General features: G+C 62.4%; 15 protein-coding genes and 5 pseudogenes. 7 read left to right on the forward strand and 13 right to left on the reverse strand.

Going from position 1 to position 20,899, the window contains the following annotated elements:
- Window positions 1–18: 18 nt before the first annotated feature.
- Entirely contained in the window at window positions 19–285 is a 267-nt protein-coding gene (locus tag P6U23_RS26650; RefSeq protein ID WP_407181585.1) for a helix-turn-helix domain-containing protein, read from the reverse strand.
- Window positions 233–511, reverse strand: coding sequence for a hypothetical protein (locus P6U23_RS26655; protein ID WP_407181783.1), 279 nt, complete (start codon window positions 509–511; stop codon window positions 233–235). Before P6U23_RS26655 ends, P6U23_RS26650 begins: the two co-directional genes overlap by 53 nt.
- A gap of 744 nt (window positions 512–1,255) precedes the next feature.
- On the opposite strand from P6U23_RS26655, the gene hisN reads away from it, so the two are divergent.
- Both hisN and P6U23_RS26665 read left to right on the forward strand, forming a co-directional pair.
- Window positions 1,256–2,047, forward strand: a complete 792-nt coding sequence (hisN, locus tag P6U23_RS26660; protein WP_407175462.1) for a histidinol-phosphatase — start codon at window positions 1,256–1,258, stop codon at window positions 2,045–2,047.
- 182 nt (window positions 2,048–2,229) lie between these two features.
- Window positions 2,230–2,604, forward strand: coding sequence for a DeoR family transcriptional regulator (locus P6U23_RS26665; RefSeq protein WP_407175463.1), 375 nt, complete (start codon window positions 2,230–2,232; stop codon window positions 2,602–2,604).
- Window positions 2,605–3,460: 856 nt separating this feature from the next.
- On the opposite strand, the pseudogene P6U23_RS26670 reads toward P6U23_RS26665, so the two are convergent.
- From P6U23_RS26670 to P6U23_RS26715, 10 genes and pseudogenes are all read right to left on the reverse strand, one after another.
- A pseudogene (locus tag P6U23_RS26670) lies at window positions 3,461–3,751 on the reverse strand (IS5/IS1182 family transposase); the annotation flags it as partial.
- A pseudogene (locus P6U23_RS26675) lies at window positions 3,751–3,890 on the reverse strand (type 2 isopentenyl-diphosphate Delta-isomerase); the annotation flags it as partial. The pseudogenes P6U23_RS26675 and P6U23_RS26670, both read right to left, overlap by 1 nt.
- A gap of 28 nt (window positions 3,891–3,918) precedes the next feature.
- Complete coding sequence (locus P6U23_RS26680) at window positions 3,919–4,821, reverse strand: terpene synthase family protein (protein ID WP_407175464.1); 903 nt, start codon at window positions 4,819–4,821, stop codon at window positions 3,919–3,921.
- Window positions 4,818–6,368, reverse strand: coding sequence for a hypothetical protein (locus tag P6U23_RS26685; protein WP_407175465.1), 1,551 nt, complete (start codon window positions 6,366–6,368; stop codon window positions 4,818–4,820). The genes P6U23_RS26680 and P6U23_RS26685 overlap by 4 nt, the downstream gene beginning before the upstream one ends.
- 282 nt (window positions 6,369–6,650) lie before the next feature.
- On the reverse strand, window positions 6,651–7,649 hold the full coding sequence (locus tag P6U23_RS26690; protein ID WP_407181586.1) for a polyprenyl synthetase family protein: 999 nt from the start codon (window positions 7,647–7,649) through the stop codon (window positions 6,651–6,653).
- Window positions 7,650–7,802: 153 nt separating this feature from the next.
- Window positions 7,803–9,146, reverse strand: coding sequence for a cytochrome P450 (locus tag P6U23_RS26695; RefSeq protein WP_407175466.1), 1,344 nt, complete (start codon window positions 9,144–9,146; stop codon window positions 7,803–7,805).
- Window positions 9,146–9,991: an SDR family oxidoreductase gene (locus P6U23_RS26700; RefSeq protein WP_407175467.1), complete on the reverse strand. Its 846-nt coding sequence runs from the start codon at window positions 9,989–9,991 to the stop codon at window positions 9,146–9,148. The genes P6U23_RS26695 and P6U23_RS26700 overlap by 1 nt, the downstream gene beginning before the upstream one ends.
- On the reverse strand, window positions 9,978–10,286 hold the full coding sequence (locus P6U23_RS26705; protein WP_407175468.1) for a ferredoxin: 309 nt from the start codon (window positions 10,284–10,286) through the stop codon (window positions 9,978–9,980). The genes P6U23_RS26700 and P6U23_RS26705 overlap by 14 nt, the downstream gene beginning before the upstream one ends.
- A 1-nt stretch (window position 10,287) precedes the next feature.
- Window positions 10,288–11,577 (reverse strand): cytochrome P450, encoded by a 1,290-nt coding sequence (locus P6U23_RS26710; protein ID WP_407175469.1) that lies wholly within the window; start codon window positions 11,575–11,577, stop codon window positions 10,288–10,290.
- 84 nt (window positions 11,578–11,661) lie between these two features.
- Window positions 11,662–12,864: a cytochrome P450 gene (locus P6U23_RS26715; protein WP_407175470.1), complete on the reverse strand. Its 1,203-nt coding sequence runs from the start codon at window positions 12,862–12,864 to the stop codon at window positions 11,662–11,664.
- A gap of 727 nt (window positions 12,865–13,591) precedes the next feature.
- Between P6U23_RS26715 and P6U23_RS26720 the strand changes: the two are divergent.
- Window positions 13,592–13,696: pseudogene (locus P6U23_RS26720) on the forward strand (phospholipase effector Tle1 domain-containing protein); the annotation flags it as partial.
- Window positions 13,697–14,048: 352 nt separating this feature from the next.
- Window positions 14,049–14,431, forward strand: a pseudogene (locus P6U23_RS26725) (transposase); the annotation flags it as partial.
- Between the two features lie 31 nt (window positions 14,432–14,462).
- On the opposite strand, the pseudogene tnpC reads toward P6U23_RS26725, so the two are convergent.
- A pseudogene (gene tnpC / locus P6U23_RS26730) lies at window positions 14,463–15,359 on the reverse strand (IS66 family transposase); the annotation flags it as partial.
- 671 nt (window positions 15,360–16,030) lie between these two features.
- Between tnpC and P6U23_RS26735 the strand changes: the two are divergent.
- From P6U23_RS26735 to P6U23_RS26745, 3 genes are all read left to right on the forward strand, one after another.
- On the forward strand, window positions 16,031–16,258 hold the full coding sequence (locus P6U23_RS26735; protein ID WP_407175471.1) for a transposase DNA-binding-containing protein: 228 nt from the start codon (window positions 16,031–16,033) through the stop codon (window positions 16,256–16,258).
- Window positions 16,259–16,745: 487 nt separating this feature from the next.
- Window positions 16,746–17,777, forward strand: a complete 1,032-nt coding sequence (locus P6U23_RS26740; protein WP_407175472.1) for a hypothetical protein — start codon at window positions 16,746–16,748, stop codon at window positions 17,775–17,777.
- Between the two features lie 108 nt (window positions 17,778–17,885).
- Complete coding sequence (locus P6U23_RS26745; RefSeq protein ID WP_407175473.1) at window positions 17,886–20,546, forward strand: hypothetical protein; 2,661 nt, start codon at window positions 17,886–17,888, stop codon at window positions 20,544–20,546.
- Window positions 20,547–20,899: the final 353 nt, after the last annotated feature.

A 20,899-nucleotide genomic window follows, 5' to 3' on the forward strand; every position in this document is an offset into this window, starting at 1 on the left:
AGATCTGTAGCAACCGGGCTACCGCGTCCGCTCCTTTGCTAAGGCCGCGAACTTCGATGAGGCATAAGCGTCTGAGATAAGCCTGTAGCAGCTGCATGCCCTTTGCTCGTGGCTCGTGCGTTCATTGACCTGCAAGACGCCGCGCATCTTGCGAATCAGCCCCTGTTGTTCGAACCGGATTAGCGCCTGTGTGACTCCAGGGCGGCGCAATCCCAAGAGGGATGAGAGATACTCATGGGTAACGCAGGCGCGCGAACGGGAACGAACAACAGCGCAAAGCATCATCGCGCGGCTTGCCGACGCCGATTTTCCGGAAGATTCCGACGAACAGGACTTGCTCGGCAAGCTCGGTGAAGAGACCCAGTCGCTTGCCCGCCTGCGTGCCCTGCACTAGCTTGTTGCAAGTACCGAAATAGGCCTCGATGCCGCGACGAGCGCCGCCGCGCTCGCCCGGCTTGAAGCAATCGTCGCGGCGAAGGAAAGACTGATCACCGAGAAGAAGGCGTCGCATAGTGGCGGCAAGCCCTGGCGGGACTACTTCGCCACGATCGAGAGGATTCTTTCCGACGAACAGGCCGCTGCCATCGCCAACTTCACACGCCAGTACGGCCCGAGGACCTCGGTCATTCAGCGTCGGCTCAGATCGGTCTACGGCTTCGACGACGTCGAGATCATCAGTCGTAGATCCGAGATTTCAGTCACAGTCAGGCGGCATGGCGTCGAACTGCGGCCCGTCGACCATTTCAGCGAATCGCAAAAGCAAACACTGCAGCTCGGGCTCTTCCTGACGGCCTGCAGCGGACAAAACTGGTCGTCGCTGGCGCCGGTTTTTCTCGATGATCCCGTCACGCATTTCGACGATCTCAACACCTATGCGCTGCTGGACCTAATCATGGGCCTGCTGAAGTCAGACTTTGGCACCCGGCAATTCATCATCTCGACATGCGACGAGAAGTTGTCCAGCTCGCGCGCCAGAAATTCAACTATCTGCGCGGGACAGCGTTCGGTTCTACCGTTTCCGTGCCATCGGCGAAGACGGCCCGCTCATCGACCGAATCGATCCCTAAGTCGCAGAACAATTGGACGGGACAGCTTCACTCGAGCCAGATCGCATTGGCTGTGGCTTTGGCTCCGGCCGTGGCTTTTTTGTTTTTGGGTTTCTGCGTGGCAACCGAAGCCACGGTATCAAAAGCGATATGGCAATATGTGTTTTTGTGCCTTAAGCTCGATTTGTAATGCTCAGGAGGTTGCCAGCATGGATGGTGCAGACTCGATGTCTGATTTGGTCGATTTCGCGTTCGAGATCGCTGGAAGCGCAGGTTCTCACGCCACCGAATGGTTTCGACGGCCGATAGACATCAACACGAAGGATGACGAGAGCCCCGTTACGGAGGCAGATCGGCGTGTCGAGAAAGCCATCAGAAAGGCGATTTCCACTCGATTTCCAGAGCATTCGATTTTCGGTGAAGAATACGGGATCCAGGGTGATCTCGATTTGCCTACGTGGGTGGTCGATCCCATAGATGGCACGCGCAGCTTCATTTCCGGATCTCCGCTTTGGGGAACGCTGGTCGCGCTCGCTATCCAAGGGCGTTCACAGATTGGCGTGATCGAGATGCCCGCGTTGCGGGAACGCTGGACGGCCGCAACCGGCCTGGGTAGCTGGTTTGTCAACTCGAGCGGCATTCGCACAAAATGCCAAGTTCGCGACTGCCGGCGCCTCGCCGACGCGAACTTCTACACCACGTCGCCCCTCTATTTTGCAGAATCAGAACGCGATCAAATCCTGGGCATCAGCCAAACTGCCCGGATGTGTCGCTTCGGCGGCGATTGCTACAATTATGGGTTGCTTGCATCGGGACACATCGACCTCGTCATCGAGACGAGGATGGAGCCTTACGATTTCATGGCGCTGGTGCCGGTGATCGAAGAAGCCGGCGGCATTGTCACCGACTGGGAGGGCAAGCCGCTCACGATCACCTCCGGCAAGCGGGTCATCGCTGCAAGCACGGCAGAACTTCACGCCGAGGTTCTGCCGTTGCTCTAGAAACGATAGAAGCGCGGCTGAGTCGGTCAGTTACGTGCAAAGATGGGCGCCAGCGTCATGTCCGTTGGACGCATCGGGCCTATTGTCGCATCGCAGTTATGGCCCGAAGCCGACGATAGACACTGCTAAAAAACTGGGGAGCATCTATATGGCAAGAGGAACGACGGCGTCACATTCGATCGATGTTGGCAACGTTCGGCACGCTAAGCGTTGATCGGCTGACGGAAGATTTTGGAGTATCGCGCGAAACGATGCGTCGCGATCTCATGGAAATGGAAGAGAGCGGAGAACTCCGCCGGGTCCGCGGCGGAGTCGTTCCGGTTGCCGAGGACGAGGAGGCTCCCTACCAGGAGCGCACTGCCGTACGTACCCGCGAGAAAAGAGCGATTGCCAAAGCAGCGGCAGCAATGGTCGAGGCCGGTCAGACGATCTTTCTCGACGCGGGAAGCACGACAACCACCCTCGCCCAACGCTTAGCTCAGATGGAAGGACTCACTGTCGTCACCAACTCTCTGAATGCCGCCAAGTGCATGACATCCGCGGGTGATTGTACATAGCGCGGAAACAGGGTGGTGATCCTGGGTGGAGACAGGCGATCCGCCCGCAACGCTCGGGGCGATTACCGTCAATGAGATAGCTCGCTACCGAGCAGATTTCGCGATGGTCTCTCCTTTCGGTCTCGATGCGACCGCTCGTGCGACGAGCTACATCCCGACGAAGCAGAGATAGCGAGGGCGATGTTTGCTCATGCGCGGAAGCGCGTTATTCTCGCCGACTATTTCAAAGTGGGTGTCGTTAGCCGGGTTTCATATTGCGCGCTGGTAGACGCAGACTGTGTGATCGTCGACGTCAGAGCCCGTCAGAACGCCATGTTTCCGCAACTGTGCTCAGTCAATCCGCACGTAGTTGTCGCTTAGGGACTGCGGCGGATCGAGAGGCGCGTGAGGCATTTCCTCCATCCCCAACATACCTAGCTTCCAAATTTCTAAAAACTCTGCAGGCCAGTATCCAGCCTAATACGATCGAGAGTACATTTGTCGAAGAAGATCGTATTTGTCTTGAGAACTGGACCCCCACGCCTTTGGGGGCTTGGTCCCGTACCAAGCGGCGGAGATCTTCAAAGTTGCGGGCCAGCAGATCATAGAGTGTCCCCTTCCTGCATGTAGGCGATCACCTGCGCCGTTTTCTTGGCGAGGAGAGATCGATCAAGGAGCGGTGAAGGTGTATACTGACGAACTGACGATCGATTCTGATCGGCTGTGCTAACCCATCATAACAACCTAGTCCTACCTTTCAGCGACTCACGTGCTGTCAAGAAAATCTCAAACGACCCCCCAGTTGTGAGCTGCGGCGGAGACTCTAGCGACCGCTTGCGGCTCGCGCCATTGTGCCGCCATCGAATTGAAGTGAGCGGAGCGCGTGTCCGATGTAGCGCAGCGGCCGTGCTGCCTTGCGATACAGCCGCGCATCCGGATCGCTCGTGGACACGTGCGTGTGGTTGCTGCGCGATTATCCACGGAAGTCGCTGCCACCCTCGTCATCGCCTTCCTTCTTGAAACTCTTCTGCCCGGCCCAGCCCTAGATCAACGTGCCATCCACACTGAAATGTTCGCCCGACAACCAGCCCCGGTCATTGGCGATCTCCACCACTTTGTTGAAGAGCGCGATCACCGCATCGTGTTCGATCAATCGCTCGCAGTTCTTGCGACCGTGGCCGGCGCCGTTTGCCGATCCAGCACGATGTCCAGGTGTTCGTCCTTGCGCCGGCTCAGGGCGGTGTCGCTCATGCTCGCTTCATCCGTCGCATTGGGGACGGCGTTGCGTCGGATCGGAACGACGGCAGTGCGCGCACGCCATCGCCACCCGCGCGTTCAGGCCGGCGCAGGCTGGCCTCCCCCCGCAGCGTCGCCGCGGTAGCGGCTAGTCGAGGTCTGGTAGTACTGCGCGCCGATGGCCGCCATGGCCTCGATCAACGGTCCCCACGGCGCGGGAAAGCATTCTTCCGCCATCACCCGGTGCAGCATGCGCGTATGGCCAGCCAGCTCGTCCTTAAGGAACTCCACTACGGGCATAGCCGGATAACGCTGCAGCAGCAGGATCGCCGCGTTGTCGGCCCCGCCGGCCGACCTGTCCTTGTCGCGTCCATGCAGATCGTTCTGCAGGCGCCCTATCGCGGAGATGAGCCGCAGGACCTGGCGAAACGCCGGACGCGCGCGCAAGGTCGCCATGTCCAGCCCCCACAGCAACGACAGGCAACAGAACACGTTCGCGTAGGCGATCGAATCGATGCCGTTGTGCAGGTACTCGGCGTAGGACCAGCGTTCCGCCTCTGCCGCCTGCGCCTGTCCGGCGCGCAGCGCCGCGCAATAGCGCCGGGTATCGCCGAGAAGCTGAGCATAGTCGCGACGATCGTAGGCAAGCGCGACCAGCGAAGCGCGCAGCACAGCGCAGCCCTCGAATCCAGGGAGCGCGCACGGCTCGCCCTGCCCCAGCGCCTGCTCGACCGCGGCGAGCTGCTCCGGTGCGATCAGGCCAAGGTCGTTGCAATCGTCGAGCCAGAACAGCAGCGCCAGTTCGCGATAGAACGCAACGATCAGCGTTTCGTCCCGCGGATCGCGGCCGGTGCGGGCGCCGGTATCGCGCAGGCTCGGGTGGATGCGCTGCAGGATGTACTGGCCGCCCCTGACCGCTTCCATGGCATGCTCGTCGGCGAACCCGGTCAGGGAACGCCCCCACTCCAGCACCTGCTGCAGCGCGCGTTCGGGCTGGATCATGGCGCCGCTCCTGCTCCCTCGGCCAGGACGCGCCGCCCCCAACGAAGCGCCAGCCACAACCCGGCGAGTTCGGCCACGCGCACGACCCGGGTGGGGCAATACAGTTCCTTGCCGATCCACAGCGGCGTCTGCGGCAATGCATGCGCCGCATGGCGGGCAAGCATCCACTCCAGCGCACGCGCGACCGCCTGCGCGATGCGCCAGCGCCCTGTCGGCTCTTCGCGCCCGTCCATCACGCGCAACGCGAACAGCGCATAGGCAGTTTCCTCGAATGTGGACGCGCGACCGGCGCCCCAGCCGCCTTCGTCGCGCTGCGCCTGTAGCAGCGCCGCCAGCGCGCGCTCGTCGCGCCACTGGGGCTTGCCTTGCGCCAGCGCAGCGACCGCATGCGCGGTGGGATACAGCCAGGAAACGTGCCATTTTTCGTTGTCCCATAGACCGTGCGGGTTGCGATTGGCCTCGACGTAGGCGCTGGTGCCGGCCGCGGGCTTTCCCAACAGTCGCAAGGCATGCAGGGCATGGATGTTGGTCGATACCGAGGCATTGCGCTCGCCGGGGAAGGTGGCGAACAGCTCGCTGATTTCGAAATGGCGCAACGCATCGACCGCCGGGTCGCGGCCAGCAAGGCGCAGGACGCACAACGCAACGGCGGTGTCGTCCGCATCGGCCGCGAAGTGCAAGGCCGGGCCCAGACCGCGCCCGCCCAGACGGGCGTCGAGCTGCGCGACGATCACGCGCACCGCCTCGGCGAGCGCGGGATGCGCGAACAGCCCGGCCAGATGCAGGGTGTACAGCGACCAGCATGGCTCGAACACATTGATCGGCCAGACGTTGGGAAGGACACCTTCGATGCCGCTACGCGTCGCGCGCGATGCCGCCTGCAAATACGCGTCGGCGCGCCCGACCTGCGGCGTGCTCCCCTCTGTCAAGGCCTGCGCGCGCCACGCGGCGGTGGCCGCCGGACTGATGCCGATGCTGCCGTCGTCATCCGGGCGTGCGGTAGTCGGCGACGTTCCCCAGGCTTCCCAGGAGTGCAGCAACGGATGGCCGCTCGGCAACGTCGCCACCGCCCCCAGCTTGACCAGGCACGCTTGCCGCAACGGCAACAGCGCCGGGTAGCGGGGAAACGCCACGCCGCCCAGCAAGGATGCGGCCTCGCCGCAAAACTGCGGCAGGATCAGCTCCGCGCCGATCGGCGCGTCTTCCGGCACCGCATGTGCGTAGGGATCGGGCTCGCGCTGGAGAAACCGGGTTGCAGCCTGGACTGCGTCGGCAGCGCCGGGAAGAGGATAGGCACGCTGCAATGCCAGCAATGCCGCCCACGTAGGCGCATGGCGGAACAGCGGGAAGTCCGCACTTCCCCATCCGCCATCGGCCTGTTGCTGCGCGATGAGCCACGCGTATGCGTCCTGCCGACCGTTGACGTTGCCGTGGAAGCGCAGAGCTCGCGCCGTGTCGTAGACGGACGGACCGACGCTGCCGCCATCGCTCATCTCGCTCAGCAGGCGACGCAATTCGGAAAGGATCTGTTCGGACAGCGCGTTCACGCGGGATGTTCCTTCTGTAGGCGGATGGGCAGACGTCGCGCATGTCGCCGCAGGCCCGTCGCATAGGCAGCGCCGGACGGCCGCCCTGCTCCGGCGCGGCGACCCACCCCGATGCTGGCGCCGGCCCGCCGCATAGGCTCGCGGACAGCGCGCCGCGTGCGCCGCGGCCGTGCTGGGCAACCGCTGCGATCGGCGCCGGAGACTTCGGACATAGTGCAGCATGCACCGCTGCCGCCGGCCGATCGCAGCGGCACAGGGGCGTCTCCAAGCGGACGGGCACGCTCATGCGCATGGCGCGTGCTTGAACAGATGCGCGTTGGCCCGCTGCAGGATTTGAGCCAAGCGTTCCGCACGCGGGCCCAGCGGTGCGATGGCCTCCCCGGCATAGCGCAACAGATCCAGCGCGAACTGGCGCGCTGCCTGCAGTCCCATGATCGACGCGCAGGTCGGCTTCTGCGCCGCCGCATCCTTGCCTGGGGTCTTGCCCAGTGTCGCGGTATCCGCTGTCACGTCGAGAATGTCGTCGATCACCTGCAACGCCAGGCCGAAACACGCGCTGTAGCGATCGAGCGCACAGTACAGTGCAGCGTGCGCGGCATCCTCCGCGATGGCGCATAGCGCGCCCATGCGAACGGACGCGCGCACTAGCGCTCCGGTCTTCATCCGGTACATCGCCACGATCCTGTCCAGCTCCACGTTTCTTCCAACCAGCGACAGATCCATGGCCTGCCCGCCTGCGGCACCCTCGGCGGACACCGCCTGCGCCAGTTCGCGCACGAGCGCGATCCGGTTGTCGCCCGGCGCATCCAGGCTCGCCAGGGTCAGGAAGGCGTGCGCCTGCAGCGCATCGCCGACCAAGATCGCAATAGCTTCGCCGAACTTGATGTGCACGGTCGGGAGGCCGCGGCGAAGCACGTCGTCGTCCATCGCGGGCAGATCGTCGTGGACCAGGGTACAAGCGTGCATCATCTCGATGGCGGCGCCGACGTCATCGAGCATGTGCGCGGGCGTGTCGGACAGTGCGCCGGCAGCCAGACAGAGCAAGGCACGGGTGCGCTTCCCGCCATGCAAGGTGGCGTAGCGCATGGCCGCCATCAGCTCGGTCTCACAGTCATGTTCGACAAAGAGAAGGCGCGCCAGCACCTGTTCGACCCGCTTCGCGCCGTCCTGCATCCAGATTTCGGGCAGCAGCCCGCCGGATGCGCCGCGCGCCTGCGCGCCCCTTCCGCCGAGCGCGGAACCACCAGTTCTGTCGTCCTGTGGCGTGGAACCGGTCTGCATGTTGTTCATGTCCTTGTACCTGACAGGAGACCGCCACGGCGAGCGGCGCACCGCCGCAGTGTTGTCGGCGTCGCACCGAGCGCGCGCGCCGAGTGCAGCAATGCCGCGCGTCGCCGGCACTGCTGCCTCGCCACAGGGGCATGCGATGCCAGCTCATGAGAATCCGATGCGGCAAGTCATGGACGGATGTGCGGTCGGGTAATAGCGCCGGCCTTTTTCGACGCCGCTCAGCAACCGCGGCCGCGCCCCGGCCTCGTGCATGGTCAGCGCCAAGGCGATGCAGAACTGCACCAGTTCCAGCCATGCCAGGTGGTAGCCGATGCAGACGTGTGGGCCGCTACCGAACTGCAGCATGTCCACCGGCCGGATCGGCTCGGTGCGTTGCAGCCACCGCGCCAGGCGAAACTGATCAGGCGCCTCGTGCAGCAGCGTCGAGGTCGAGAAATGCAGCAGCGGGATGCACAGATCGGTGCCTGCGGGAATGCGCCGTTGGCCGAGTCGCAATTCACGCAGTGCGCGACGCACTAGGAGCGGCGTCGCCGGATGCACGCGCAGCGTCTCGCGGAACAGCGCCTCGGCGACCGGACACTGCGCCAGGTCCGCGTGCCGGGTCGGCACCGCGCCCACGCGTTGCGCCTCCTCGACCAGGGCGTCCCACAGCCCAGGCTGCCGCGCCAGCTCGATCACCATCCAGGCCATCGTCGAGGCGGTGGTGTCGTGACCACCAAGCAGCAGCAAGCGGATATTGGCGACCAGGACGTCATCGGAAAGCGCATCGTCGCTGCGATCGAAGGCGCTCACCATGTCATTGATCAACCCGATGCGCGAGGCATGTTCGCGCGCGGCGCGGACGAACTCGCGCAACCGCGCATCGATCCAGTCGCGGGCGGCGCGGCCGCGCCGCAAGGGCAGTCCGGGCAGGTCGACCGGGGGCGCGACGATCAACTGCAGCAGTTGCCGGTACTTGCGATGCCATTCCGGCAGGTCCTGCGCGGGGATTCCCATGAGACTGAAGATGAGCTTGAGCATCAGATCGCCGGTTTCGCGCAGGATGGTTACGTCGCCGCGGTCGCGCCACCTCTGCACGCGCGCCCGGATGACGGGCGCGAACAGCTCGCCGATGCCGGCCTGGGTCAGCCCCTTGGGCAGGAGCGCCGCCTGGATCGCATCGCGCGCCTGCCGGTGCGCGATGCCGTCCTGGGCGACCAACGTTCCGCCAAACAATTCGGGCGCGATCTCTTCGATCAGCGCCGAGGACACGTCCTTGTGCCGGAGCAGTGCGAGAGCATCCGGATCCAGACAGGTCATCAGGTGTCCGGCAGGGCCGAAATCCAGCCAGAAGTGGCTGCCCAGCGTCCGTTCCGCGCGCCGCAGCAGCCGCGGCAGGTCGCGGACGACGGCGGGAAGATGCCCGACCAAGGGGAAAGCGCCGGGCACGACCGGGATGTCGTGCCGCAGCCGATGCCGACGGTTCAGCGGGTTGAGCAGCATGTCCATTAGCAGCGCGGCGACGCGTCCGCTTCGGCGGTCTCGCCGGAAGGCCGCGCAGCGCGGCTGTTGCCACCGTCGGCGTACGTCGGCACATGCGCCAGCATGCCGCCGTCGATGCACACGACCTGGCCGGTGATGAACGCCGCATCGTCGGAGAGCAGGAACGCCACCAGCGCGGCCACGTCCTCGGGGCGGCCGACGCGCGGCAGGAGCTGGTGCCGGCGCAGATGCCGTTGCATGCACTCGTCCAGCTTGGCGAGGAGACGCTCGGACATGATGAGACCCGGCGCAACCGCGTTGCAGCGGATCTGCGCATGACCGTACTGGGTGGCGAGCGAGGCGGACAGCATGTTCATCGCCGCCTTCGACGCGGCGTAGGACGTCTGCGCGGTGTCCCCGCTGAGGCCCTGGCACGACGACATGTTGACAATCGCGCCACCACCGCGGGCGATCATCCGTGGGATGGCCTGCCGGCAGCAGAGCAACGTGCCGCGCAGATTGGTCGCCATTGTCTGATCCCAGACCGCCAGGTCGAGGTCGAGGATCGCGCGGTCGCGCGGAGTCAGATGCATGGCGCTCGCGTTGTTCACCAGCAGGTCGACCCCACCGAAGTGCCGCTCCGCCGTTTCAAACAGCGCTGCCACCGCCTGCGCATCGGCGATGTCTGTGGCCGAGGCCAGTGCGTGGTCCGCTTCCGCCGCAATTTGCGCGGTGCAGGCGATGGCCGCCGAGCCATCAATGTCGGCGACCACCACTCTGCCTCCCTCGCGCGCGATAGCGAGGGCGCATGCCTTGCCGATGCCGGCGCCGGCGCCGGTCACCACGGCCACCTTGCCTTCAAACCGTCCCATCGTGTCCTCCTGGATTGCGTTGGTCTCTCGCGGCATGCCGCTCGGCCTCCGCTGGAGAAGGCGCAGGGTCGGCGATGGCGCGCTCGTCATCGCCAGCGTCGCTTTCGATGACCCGAATGGCGGCGACCGGGCACTGGCTCGCCGCGAGCCTCACGGCGACGTGCAGCGCCTGCGGGACCGTCGCCACGCACACTTCGGCCACGCCGTCCGGTTCGCGCTGGCGAAAGGTGCCCGGCAGCGTCAGCACGCACTGCCCGCTGGTTCCGCACAGATCCTGGTCGACCACGACGCGCATCTCAGCTCTCCTGCGCATGCAGCCGCACCGGCAGCGCGCGGAACGTCCGAAGGAACGCGGAGGGCTCCCGGGTCGGCTGCTCGGCCAATGCCAGCGTGGGGAAGCGGGCCTGGATCCGCGGCAAGCTCTCGGCCAACTGCACCCGGGCCAGTTGCGCACCGAGGCAGAAGTGGATGCCGTGGCCGAAGCTCAGCATGATCTTCCCGTCGGTCGACATGCCTGGAGTGGTGCCGTAGAACCGCGCGGGATCGAAGCGGTCGGGATCGGCGAAGGCGTCCGGGTCGCGATTGCCGGCCGCGATCAGCACGCGCACGTCCGCGTTCTTCGGGATCACCACGCCGCCCAGTTCGATGTCGCGCTGGGCGATACGCGGAATGGAGCTGAACATCGCGGGTGCGTCGCAGCGCAGGACTTCTTCGACGAATGCCTTCACCCCCACGGCGTCTCTCTGCAGCCAGTGCCGCTGTAGGGGATACGCCAGCATCGCCAGGACCGCATGGTCGATGGTCGCAGCAGTGGTGGCGAAGCCGCCCAGCAGCATGCCCCACAACATGCTGATCAACTCCGCATCCGATAGCGTGTCGGCATCATCGTCGTGTGCGCCGACCAGCATCGACACGATGTCGTTGCGGGGATCGGTGCGCTTGCGCTCTATGAGGCCGCCGAAGTAGGCCTTCACTCTGGCACTGGACGCGTCCGCCGCGGCGAGCTGGGGATCGCTGGCGCGCGGGCTCAGGCCTTCCAGAATGGCGCCGATGCCGGCCGCGAGCCCGAACATGTCGTCCTGGGGCATGCCGAACAGTTCGGCGAAGACCAGCATGGGCAAGGCCAGCGCGAATTCCCGATGCAGGTCCACCGCCTCCCCGCGCTCCAGCGCGGGCGCCATCTGGCCCAGTCGGGCTTCCACGATGAGCGCGATGCTCGGTCGCGAGAGGTCAATCTGGTGCATGGTGAAATCGCGCGAGATCAGTCGGCGCAGACGCGTATGTGTCGGCGGATTCATCATCCCTAACGTCGACGCCAGCAGATTGAGGGACAGGCTGGTTGCTGCACGGGGAAAATAGCGCGCTACTTCACCCGGCGCTGGCCCGCGAAATGCATCACCCGTGGCCTTGAGAGCCCAGTAGATGTCGTCGTAGCGACTCAACAGAAAGAGACCCGACGCCGCCTGGTGCACCGGATCGTGCTCGCGTAACCAACGCATGAACGGATACGGATTGTCGATGCACGCTGGCGATGCCAGTTCCGCGAAGGCGTCCAGGCATGATGCCGTGGCTTCTTGCTTGCCCATCTTGGCTACCTGTTGGCTGGCTGATCCAAGCGGCCGTGCCGGCAAATTGCGGAGAAGATCGCGATCAACGGCCGTGTCCGAGCATCACCAGAGCACCGGAATATTCTCGAACCCGCCAGTGATGATCTCCTTGCGCAATTTTAGTTCTTCGGGCGCCACGGCCAGGCGCAGCTTGGGAAAGCGCTGGAATATCGAACCGAACACCACCTTGAGTTCAAGCCTGGCCAGCGCCCCGCCGATGCAGGAGTGCGGCCCGTAGGAGAAAGCTAGATGCGGGTTTTCGTCGCGCCCGATGTCAAAGATTTCAGGGTCAACGAAATGGCGCGGATCGAAAGACGTCGCCGGCAGGCCTACCAGCACCTTGCTCTCCGCCGGAATATGTACGCCCCCGATGGTCGCGTCGGTCCTCGGATAGCGCATGATCCCGTCCCAACCGGCGCCAGGAGGGTACATACGCAGAATTTCCTCGACCGCTTTGTCCACGAGGGATGGATCGTTGGCCAGGCGCTCGCGCTGTTGAGGATGACGGAACATGGCTAGCAGTCCGAATTCGATCTGCGCGACGGTGCTCTCGTGCCCCGCCACTAGCATTCCCGCCGCCAGGCCGACCGCCTCTTCCTCTGTGGCCCTGCCCTGGTCGATGGCTGTGAGCAAATGCGTCAGCAGGTTATCGCCCGGATCCTGTCGCTTGTCCCACATCTTGCCGCGCATGTAGGCGCGCAGTTCGTCCCAGGCCCGGCGCGACGCACTGCGCGGGCCGCTTTCATGCTGGTGCGTCATCACCTCGTCGGACAGCCGGGCGAAAAAGGCGTGATCCTCGTAGAGCACGCCCATCAGCGCGCTAATGACCATGGCCGGAAGCGGAAAGGAGAGGTGGCTCCGCAGGTCGGCGGGCTGAGCCTGGGCAGCCAGCGTCTCGAACAACTGCGCGGCGATCGCCTCGACCTGCTGCGCGAGCAGCTTCATTCGGCCGTTGCTGAAGGCCGGTGCCACGATCGTGCGTAGTCGGGCATGCTCGTCCCCCTCGTGCGAAACCAGCCAGCCCGGCGAACCGAGAATCACCGAATCCGGGGTGAATGCCGCCGGCGGCATTCCCGCGGGCCGGAACGCCGCGTCGGACAGCACCGCTTTGGCCTCGTCGTAGCCTGTCACCAACCAGCCTTCGTGCTCGGACGGGAAGCGCACACGGTGGATCGGACCGTTGGCGCGTAGCGCCAACATCTCGGGCGAGGGCTCGATGTGATCGACGCGCCACATCGGCAGCGTCGGCAAGGGTTGTTCGGACATGGTGGCACTTCACTCTCTAAGCGATCGAAGGGCGGAAGGTGACCGGTAGGCGCCGCGGGCAGCGAATGCGTAAGACGGCAGGTAGACGACATCCTCTGCGGCGATGGTCACCGCCAGATCCTCCAGCCGCACGAGCGGCGCGAGGAAGGGCGCATCGCAATTCCAGGCGCGCCAGCGCAGCGCTCAGGCAGAAATGCGGCCCCTAGCCGAACGACAGGTGCGAGTTGTGCCGCCGCATGACATCGAACCTGTCGGCATCGCCATAGATCGACTGACCGTAGGGATTGGTGAAGGAGGCTCGAGGTACCCGTCGCCGACTTCTCCGCCAATATGGCCTCCGGACCAGTCGCACACTTCCGGCGGCAGTTTCACTGGCCTCCAAAAGAAGAACTCTAGATCGCATCCAACGCTTCCCTGCATTTTCTCGGTCCACAACCGAGCGCCAAGTCATTGCCACAGCAAACCGTCGGAACGGACCAAACGCGAACAGCGACGCGCGCCGCGTCCGTCCCGAAGACCATCGCACTGCGATTGGTGATGATGCCGTGAACAGAGCAAATCGCGTGCCGAAGTGAATTCGCAGGCTCGGCTGGCACTTTGTAGCGGCGCGTAGTGTCAGGTTTCTGGCATTGAGTCTCAATGCCGACAACCGGCGCAGCAAGTGCCCGACAAAGGCCCGCTCTCGAGCTGAATGTGCGGGGCGGCCCTTGCGCGCGATATCAAGCATCCGGATTGGCTGCAGCAGGTGTGGTTCGCCGGAAACCACTCCGATGTCGGCGGTAGCTATCCGGAAAATGAAGCCCGCTTCTCCGACATCTCGCTGGGTTGGATGGCCGTTGCAGACGATCTTCTTCAGCCGCTGTTGAAGCGTCTGACCGAATGGATGCCGATCCCTGATTTCGAGGCGGCGGTGCAGCGCTATTTTGAGGGCAACCGGACAAGGGCGGAAACAGCCGATTACCGGGTCAAGGGCGGCAAGCTAAAGACGCTCCGGGACTAAATCTCGCCAGTGCGAATCCGCTTTGCAGGCTCCAGGACGAAATCCGGTTCGCGCTCGATGACACCGTGCCGGATTGCTGGTCGCGGACGGGCCCGATGGATGCACCTCAAGGGCTCGAAGTGACCTTGCCCCACGGGCTTAATCCAGTTTGAAGTTCGTTCTGGCCCACGACAAGGACCAGAGCATGAAACGGAGCCGCTTTTCGGAAGAGCAAATCATCGGGATTTTGAAGGAGCACGAGGCCGGCGTCTCGGTCGCCGACCTGTGTCGCAAGCATGGCGTCAGCGACGCCAGCATCTACAAATGGGAGGCCAAGTTCGGTGGGATGGAGGTCTCGGAGGCCAAGCGGCTGAAGACGCTGGAGGACGAGAACACGCGGCTGAAACGGCTGTTGGCCGACGCCATGCTGGACAACGCGGCCTTGAAGGATCTCTTGGGAAAGAAATGGTGAGGCCCGCGGCCAAGCGGAAAGCTGTCGCCCATCTGCGAGGCGCATTCGGGATGAGCGAACGGCGGGCGTGTAAAGCCATCGGCTGCTGCCGCATGACCATGAGATACCAGATCCGTTCGCCTGGCTCGCCCTAACACTTCAGCGGATCGCCAATGTGATGCCATCATTGCCGCGATCGGATCGGGCGAGCTTGTCATAGGCGGCATAGCCATCCACTTGCAGGATGCCGCGATAATCATTGAGGTGCCGGACCGCGCAGTCGCCGGAGCGGCTGTCTTCGAAGCGATAAGCCACCATCGGCGGACCGTCGCGGCCAAAGGTTCGGTCATCCCTGGCATAGGCCCATAAATAGGCCGTCTTTGTCGATCCGGAGCCCGGAGCGAGCGTCGGCAACGTGGTTTCGTCGGCAAAGACCCGTTCGGCGTTCTTGACCTCGCTGAAGACGTAGTCGGCCATGATCTCGAGCTCGAAGCCGAGCTTGCCCATCCATTGCGCCATCAACTGGCGGTCGAGCTCGACATGATCGCGGGCGTAGATCGCCTCCTGCGGATAGAGCGGCAGGCCATCGGCATATTTGGCGACGGCGATCTGGGCCAGGAGCGCTTCCGTCGGAATGCCTCCTTCAATGATATGGGCCGGGGCCGGCGCCTGGATGACGCCGTCCGCGTTCTTGAAGGCATACTTGGGACGGCGCGTGACGATCACCCGGAACTTCGCCGGCACCACATCCAGGCGCTCCGACACGTCCTCGCCGATCAGCACCTTCTGTTTTCCGGCATGCTCAGCCAGCTCTTCCGGCTCGATGACAGTTTCGATCCGTTCCAGATGGGGCGCAAAGCCCCTGCGCCGACGCGGTGCACGCTTGCCATCCGCTGCGCGCGGCCCTTGCTGACCCGGGCCTTTCGCTGCGATGCCGGTCTCGATCTCCTCGAAGACGAAGGTCTGCTGTTCATCGTCGCCGTTCGCAGTGCCGAGCTTTTCCGATCGTCGGCCAAACCGAGCGCGGTCGACGGCTTTCAGGATCTGCATCAGCCGCTCGATGCGCAACAATTCGCCGCGTTGGTCGCTGCTGGCAATCAGCACTCCGCGTCCGCCTCATCGAGCACGAGCAGTGCCGCCACGAACACCCCGACCACTCCGCCTATCATGCAGATCAACGGCGACAATCCTGCGATCATTCAAGTCGGCGCGACCTACAACGATCTTGGCGGCACTATCACCGGCTGCAGGCCGATCTCAATCTCGGTATCCAAACGTTCCTCAACGGCGCTCCGATGGCCCCGGTCCAAATCGACACTTCTGCGTCCGCTACCGACACGATCGACTACGTCGTGATGGATCAAAACGGTCTTACCTCAACATCAACGCGCACCGTGATCATCGAGCCTGTGTCTTCACCGGCAACAGCAACTTCGACGACGAATGCTACGACGACCTCGTCGGCTGACCAGTCGCACAATCCCCTTCTTCGAAGGCCGACGACTATTAGTTACCGGCAAATACGTTTCTTCAGGCACTTTTTGCGAGCTGCTACGTATTCGCGTTGTCGCGCTACCAGTTCTTCTACTGACGATGAGCGTTCGTATCCGTCCGGTGAAGCTTTCAATTACCGATCAACTTTGACCACTCGGGCTGATCCGCCGATCGGCCAAATCTTGAATCGAAAGAATCACTTGTGATTCCTTGCTGAGCACCCTCTTCGCGAGGGGTGCTCTATGGAGCTGACATTAAGGGATCGATCGGCAAAGGCAGTTTGCGGTCCTTGTGAATGTTGGATTGATCGAGAGAGTAGTGGATGCGAGTTTAGGGACGCGCGGCTCGGCGACAGATTCCGCAAGCTGCTCACGCAGATTGGAAGCGCCATGGGGCTTGAGGGGCAGCGGCTGGGTAGATCGCTGAAGCGCAATTTGCTGTTGACGAGGTCAGCTGCCGCAGGAGCATGAGCATAGCGATGTCCCATTCCGCCGGGGGCTTCCGGTGAGACGCTGCTTATGTGTAGCCCGATCGATCGTCACCGAACCAAGGGTCAATGAGCGCAGCTCACAGATCACAGAGTGAGGTTCGCATCGACAAAGACGTCAACCGAGTTTTCAACACTCGTCAACGTACGTTTCGTACAAACATTTTTCCGTTCCATTGACGTCCATGACAGCGTTGCGCTCTGCTGATGGATTCCGATGCGTGGTCGCGGGCCTTGCGCCTTTAGCGCATGTTGCCGCGGAGCAACTGGTCGAATATTTGAAACTCGACAGCACTGCATAAGATTGAAAACCGGATCACTCGCAATAAGGTTCGGGGGTTTCGAGCGCAATCACCAATATTGTCATCGCTTGAGTTGTTACTGACGAGTTGTTCAGACGTAGACTCCTCCAAGCTTACAAAGTCGACACCAAATTCGTAGCTACTTCTCTTAAATTATGTCGGGGTAACATGCGTTCTACTTCGTCCCATCTTCTTGATGTCAGTCTTTTCAACTTCTTCAACGGCTTCACGCGCATAATGCAGGGCAAGCGATCACTCGCCTTGATGGCAGCGACGTTGCTTGCCGGCTGTGCGATTCATCCAGTGCAGCAAGATGTCACTGGTGTTCCTACACCTGAGCTCGTGCAATACATCCGTTGCGAAAGCCGGCTTGCCATTCAGGATAAGGCAATTGCACTTTTCCGTAAGGAAGATCCCTCCAATCCTCTGATCGATGAACTTATCGCCGGGCGTGGGACCCAATGGCCACCGAACATAAGAGCGCGGTTAAACGCTCGCGAGGGAGCCATTTATGATCGGTATATCAAAACTGGCATTGCTTACGATTTTTCCTTCGATATAACTGAAGACGATGGCGCATCGGGCGCCGCCGATCCCATCAAGTTGTTTACAAATGGGGCCGCTGGTCTTGGCTTGTCAGCAAGCGGTGATTTCAAACGAGAAAATCTCCGGCACTTTGTCGTCAGCGAAACGGCGGAAGATTTACTAGAAAACCGGCAGCTGAATTGCGGTCCCGACTACAAAACTGCAAATTACACCTATCCGATTGCCGGAAAGATCGGCATCGACGAATTGGTCTCCACCTTCTTCGACGTGAATGAAGTCAGAAACCTGTCGCCAGACAAAACGAACGCAACGGTGTTTGCCGATACCCTGACATTTACAACGACGTTCATCGGATCGGCCTCTCCGCACGTTATTGTTACGCCAACTGGGACACACTGGGGTTTCGCAAGCGCTGCCAGTCTCGGCGTGTCGGGATCAAGGATAGACAAGCACGCTCTGATCATTGGATTGTCGTTGGACACACCGAAGCGAGCGGCGCTGCGACAGACGGCTGCCGCGGCGGTCGTCGTTCCTGGTCTGGCCGGAAGGTCTGCCCTGCAAAGGGCCGACGTACGTTCTCCGAATGAGCAGAGTGCGCTTGATGCCGTCACTCAGGCGCGCATTGATGCCTATTTGGATCGCGCATTTCGCTAGGATAAAGATAAGAACCTTATTTTTTCGAGAGTGGCTGTTCCGAGCTTTGCTTGCTGTTGATGGCCGCTACCTGAAGCGGCGGCCATTCATCATGGCGGGAGATCGAAGATGAAGCGACTAAACGTGGATCCTCTGGGCGCCGCGGTCGCCCTGCTGATTCTGGCCTATCTTGGTTTGCGCTGGGCGCTCGGACCGATCTGGGTCGCGAATGTCGTGGGTTCGATCGCGCTAACGAGCGTTTGCATTCTCGTTTTCAGACTTGCGATGTACCTTCGCGAACTCGTCAAGGTGCTGCTGGCAATGTGGCTGCCACTCGCGGTCACGACGGCGGCTGGTATTCTTCTTTTCTACGAGGGACAGGGTCGGGACCTTGGGGTGGGTCTGCTCGGCGAAGGCACCCCGAGACTTATCCTGCTGTTCTTGATCCTCATCTACTGGGCGGTAAACAACTGGCATTCGGCGCGGTTGGGCCTCAATTACGCGTTTCCGAGCCCAACAGGCACCGAGCGCTGGCTGTTCTGGCCACCACGCCTGCTTGGCGTCTGTGCACATTTATTCGCGGCGATCAGTCTCGCCCTCGCCTCCTGGGACCTGACGTCTTTTACAAAAGACAGTTCGTCGGTCGTCAAATTTTCGGATTATCTGGTCTTCACGGCGCCGATCGTGATCATTCTTGTGACTGTTTCGGTTTGGGCATTCGATTATTCGGTTATCTCGCGGAGACCGGGGCGCTCGCCGCGAGCGATCACATTCGCCAAGTGGCTCAGGATCCTCATGCCGTTGTGCTCGGTCGCGCTGATCACGTGCCTCGCGGTCGCGAGTTACATCGGCACCTTGCCCGAAGGCCTCCTTCCCGGGACATTATGGATCTCTGCTTCGGCGTGTACGTTTTTGGTCCTCGTCAGCATCGAGCGTAGGGCGTTTTCGAACGCGCCCGTGGGCCACGGGGGGCTCACGCTTAGTCTGGCGACGATCGCCCTTGGTGTTGGTGCCGCGATCTGGTTTTCTCCGACCGGTCTGGCTGACGTGCTCGGGTCGCTGAACGTCTGTCTGTTCGCTTTCGGCGCCGCTCTTGCGATCCTCAATCTGTTCGGACTGGTGGCTAGCGGTTTCATCGATGCGAGCAGGGCCATTGAACGTGTGCGCTTCGCGGCTTCCGCGGCGGCCTTTTTGCTCGTGCTCGCCGCCCTCACCTCGGTGGTGAGGGATTTTCACCGGATCCGCCTGTGCGCGATCGACGCTTGTTCCGCTGCCCCGGCGCTCAAGGACTGGTTGTCCATTAAAACGCCGACCGATCGGCCGACGGTTGGGCAAGCTGCCCTCGCCTGGTATGAGCAGGCGGCTGCCTCATACGGGAGCGAGCCGGCTCACGCCGGCAAGCCGGTGCCCATGATCATCGTTGCGACTGCCGGCGGAGGCATCAGAGCGGCGTATTGGACCGCCACAGTGCTCGAACGCCTCGAGGCCGATCTCAAGGCTCGCGGCGAAAGACTCGAAAATCTGATCTTCGCCATAAGCGGCGTCTCCGGAGGAAGCGTCGGCGCGATGGAATATGTAGCCGCCCTGCACGACCGTGCGGCATCGGGTAAGCAGGTCAACCCCACCGCATTCCTGCAATCGGACTTTTTGGCCGCGCCGATCGCGAGCCTGGTCTTCGTCGACGGGCCGTCGAATTTCCTGCCGGATCTTGGGCAGGTCGATCGCGGCACCGCGCTTGAGCGTTCGTTCGAGAAAGCCAGCGGCGGTTACCTCGCTCATTCGTTCCTAAGCTTCTTCCCTGACGTGAAGACGGCGAGCAAGAACTGGACGCCCTCGCTTCTTCTCAACGCCACTCATCAGGAGACGGGCCGGCGCATAATCGGAAGCAATCTTAAGGTCGAGCGAGACGTCTTTCTGGACAGCTTCGACGAGTTTGATCTGCTTGGCTCGGATATGCGCGCGAGCACAGTGGCCCACAACAGCGCCCGTTTCACCTACGTGTCGCCGGCCGGCAAGCTCGAGCCAGAAGGAGGTAACGGTTTTCTTTTCGGAGAAACGAACCGCGGCTATGTGATCGATGGCGGATATTTCGAGAATTACGGCGCTGTGACCGCCCTAGAACTAGCCCGTGAGGCGCGTGCCGAGATCGAAAAAGTGAGGGGCGTAGGAGCTGTGAAGCTCATTGTTCTGCAGATCAGCAGCGATCCAACGCTCACAAGCGAGCGTACGCGCGTCAGGATACGGGAAGATGCTACATTGGGCTGTGTCCTGACCACTGCCGGGCCAGCGGACGGATCGAGGACGACTACGAATTTCTTGCAGTTTAAGGACAGCGGCAAAGACCCGAAGACGGGCCGTTGGGCGAATAATGACGGCGAGGGATTGGTCATCTCTTATCTGAATGAGCTCGCCGCCCCTCTTCAGGGCGTCACGGCGGTTCGTGAAGCTCACGGCACCCTGGCCGCCGCGGAATTGGCCGCTTCCGTCTGCGCCGAGCGTGACGGTCCTCGACGCCAAGCGAAGTCCCTGCCCGTAGGGTTCAACTTGCTTGTGCGCCCGATCAAGTCGCAAGACCCCGTACCTGCCATCCAGTCGAACCCCCATCGACCGGGCGCCGAACCATATTTCGCCCATTTGGCGATGTGCGAAGTCTCCGAGAACGGTGAAGCACCGATCAAGCCGCCTTTAGGATGGGTTCTATCGAAGCCCATGCGGAAGCAATTTCCCAACATACTCAAGGACTGCGGCAACGATACTGAGCTGAAGGAGCTCGAAGCAGCGATCGAATAAGCAATATCTCGCCCACGCGGGGTTTAGAAAGACGCGCGCGGGCACAACTAGGCTGTTCAGGCCCGTTCCCAAGCGCCCGTAACCGTCCCCGCAGTGCTCGACGACCAAAGCGTCGACGCGACGCGTGCGCTTCAAGCCGAGAGATCATTGTCTATCGCGGATAAGTGCGGAGCCACGGCGAGCCATTCCTGGACCATAGGCATGTCGGGGTCGAGCATCGATGGTCGACGTGGCACGGGCTTGCGCCGCACGTACCGGCGCCTATAATGTGACGCGCTGCTCGCCCTCCTTCCATCCGTCGGCCAGCTCTCGGGCAAAGGCTGTCAGATCGCTCTGCACCGGCGCGATTGTTG

The sequence above is a fragment of the Bradyrhizobium sp. STM 3562 genome (assembly GCF_045571435.1).
GTDB lineage: Bacteria > Pseudomonadota > Alphaproteobacteria > Rhizobiales > Xanthobacteraceae > Bradyrhizobium.

Excerpts from the sequence above, each read along its gene's own strand:
- P6U23_RS26745 (WP_407175473.1), top strand. The coding sequence starts at position 17,886 with ATGAAGCGACTAAACGTGGATCCTCTGGGCGCCGCGGTCGCCCTGCTG.
- P6U23_RS26680 (WP_407175464.1), bottom strand. The coding sequence starts at position 4,821 with ATGATCCAGCCCGAACGCGCGCTGCAGCAGGTGCTGGAGTGGGGGCGT.
- P6U23_RS26710 (WP_407175469.1), bottom strand. The coding sequence starts at position 11,577 with ATGGGCAAGCAAGAAGCCACGGCATCATGCCTGGACGCCTTCGCGGAA.
- P6U23_RS26715 (WP_407175470.1), bottom strand. The coding sequence starts at position 12,864 with ATGTCCGAACAACCCTTGCCGACGCTGCCGATGTGGCGCGTCGATCAC.
- P6U23_RS26740 (WP_407175472.1), top strand. The coding sequence starts at position 16,746 with ATGCGTTCTACTTCGTCCCATCTTCTTGATGTCAGTCTTTTCAACTTC.
- P6U23_RS26690 (WP_407181586.1), bottom strand. The coding sequence starts at position 7,649 with ATGCAGACCGGTTCCACGCCACAGGACGACAGAACTGGTGGTTCCGCG.
- P6U23_RS26700 (WP_407175467.1), bottom strand. The coding sequence starts at position 9,991 with ATGGGACGGTTTGAAGGCAAGGTGGCCGTGGTGACCGGCGCCGGCGCC.
- P6U23_RS26665 (WP_407175463.1), top strand. The coding sequence starts at position 2,230 with ATGTTGGCAACGTTCGGCACGCTAAGCGTTGATCGGCTGACGGAAGAT.
- hisN (WP_407175462.1), top strand. The coding sequence starts at position 1,256 with ATGGATGGTGCAGACTCGATGTCTGATTTGGTCGATTTCGCGTTCGAG.
- P6U23_RS26695 (WP_407175466.1), bottom strand. The coding sequence starts at position 9,146 with ATGGACATGCTGCTCAACCCGCTGAACCGTCGGCATCGGCTGCGGCAC.
- P6U23_RS26655 (WP_407181783.1), bottom strand. The coding sequence starts at position 511 with ATGCGACGCCTTCTTCTCGGTGATCAGTCTTTCCTTCGCCGCGACGAT.
- P6U23_RS26735 (WP_407175471.1), top strand. The coding sequence starts at position 16,031 with ATGGAGCTGACATTAAGGGATCGATCGGCAAAGGCAGTTTGCGGTCCT.
- P6U23_RS26705 (WP_407175468.1), bottom strand. The coding sequence starts at position 10,286 with ATGCGCGTCGTGGTCGACCAGGATCTGTGCGGAACCAGCGGGCAGTGC.
- P6U23_RS26650 (WP_407181585.1), bottom strand. The coding sequence starts at position 285 with ATGATGCTTTGCGCTGTTGTTCGTTCCCGTTCGCGCGCCTGCGTTACC.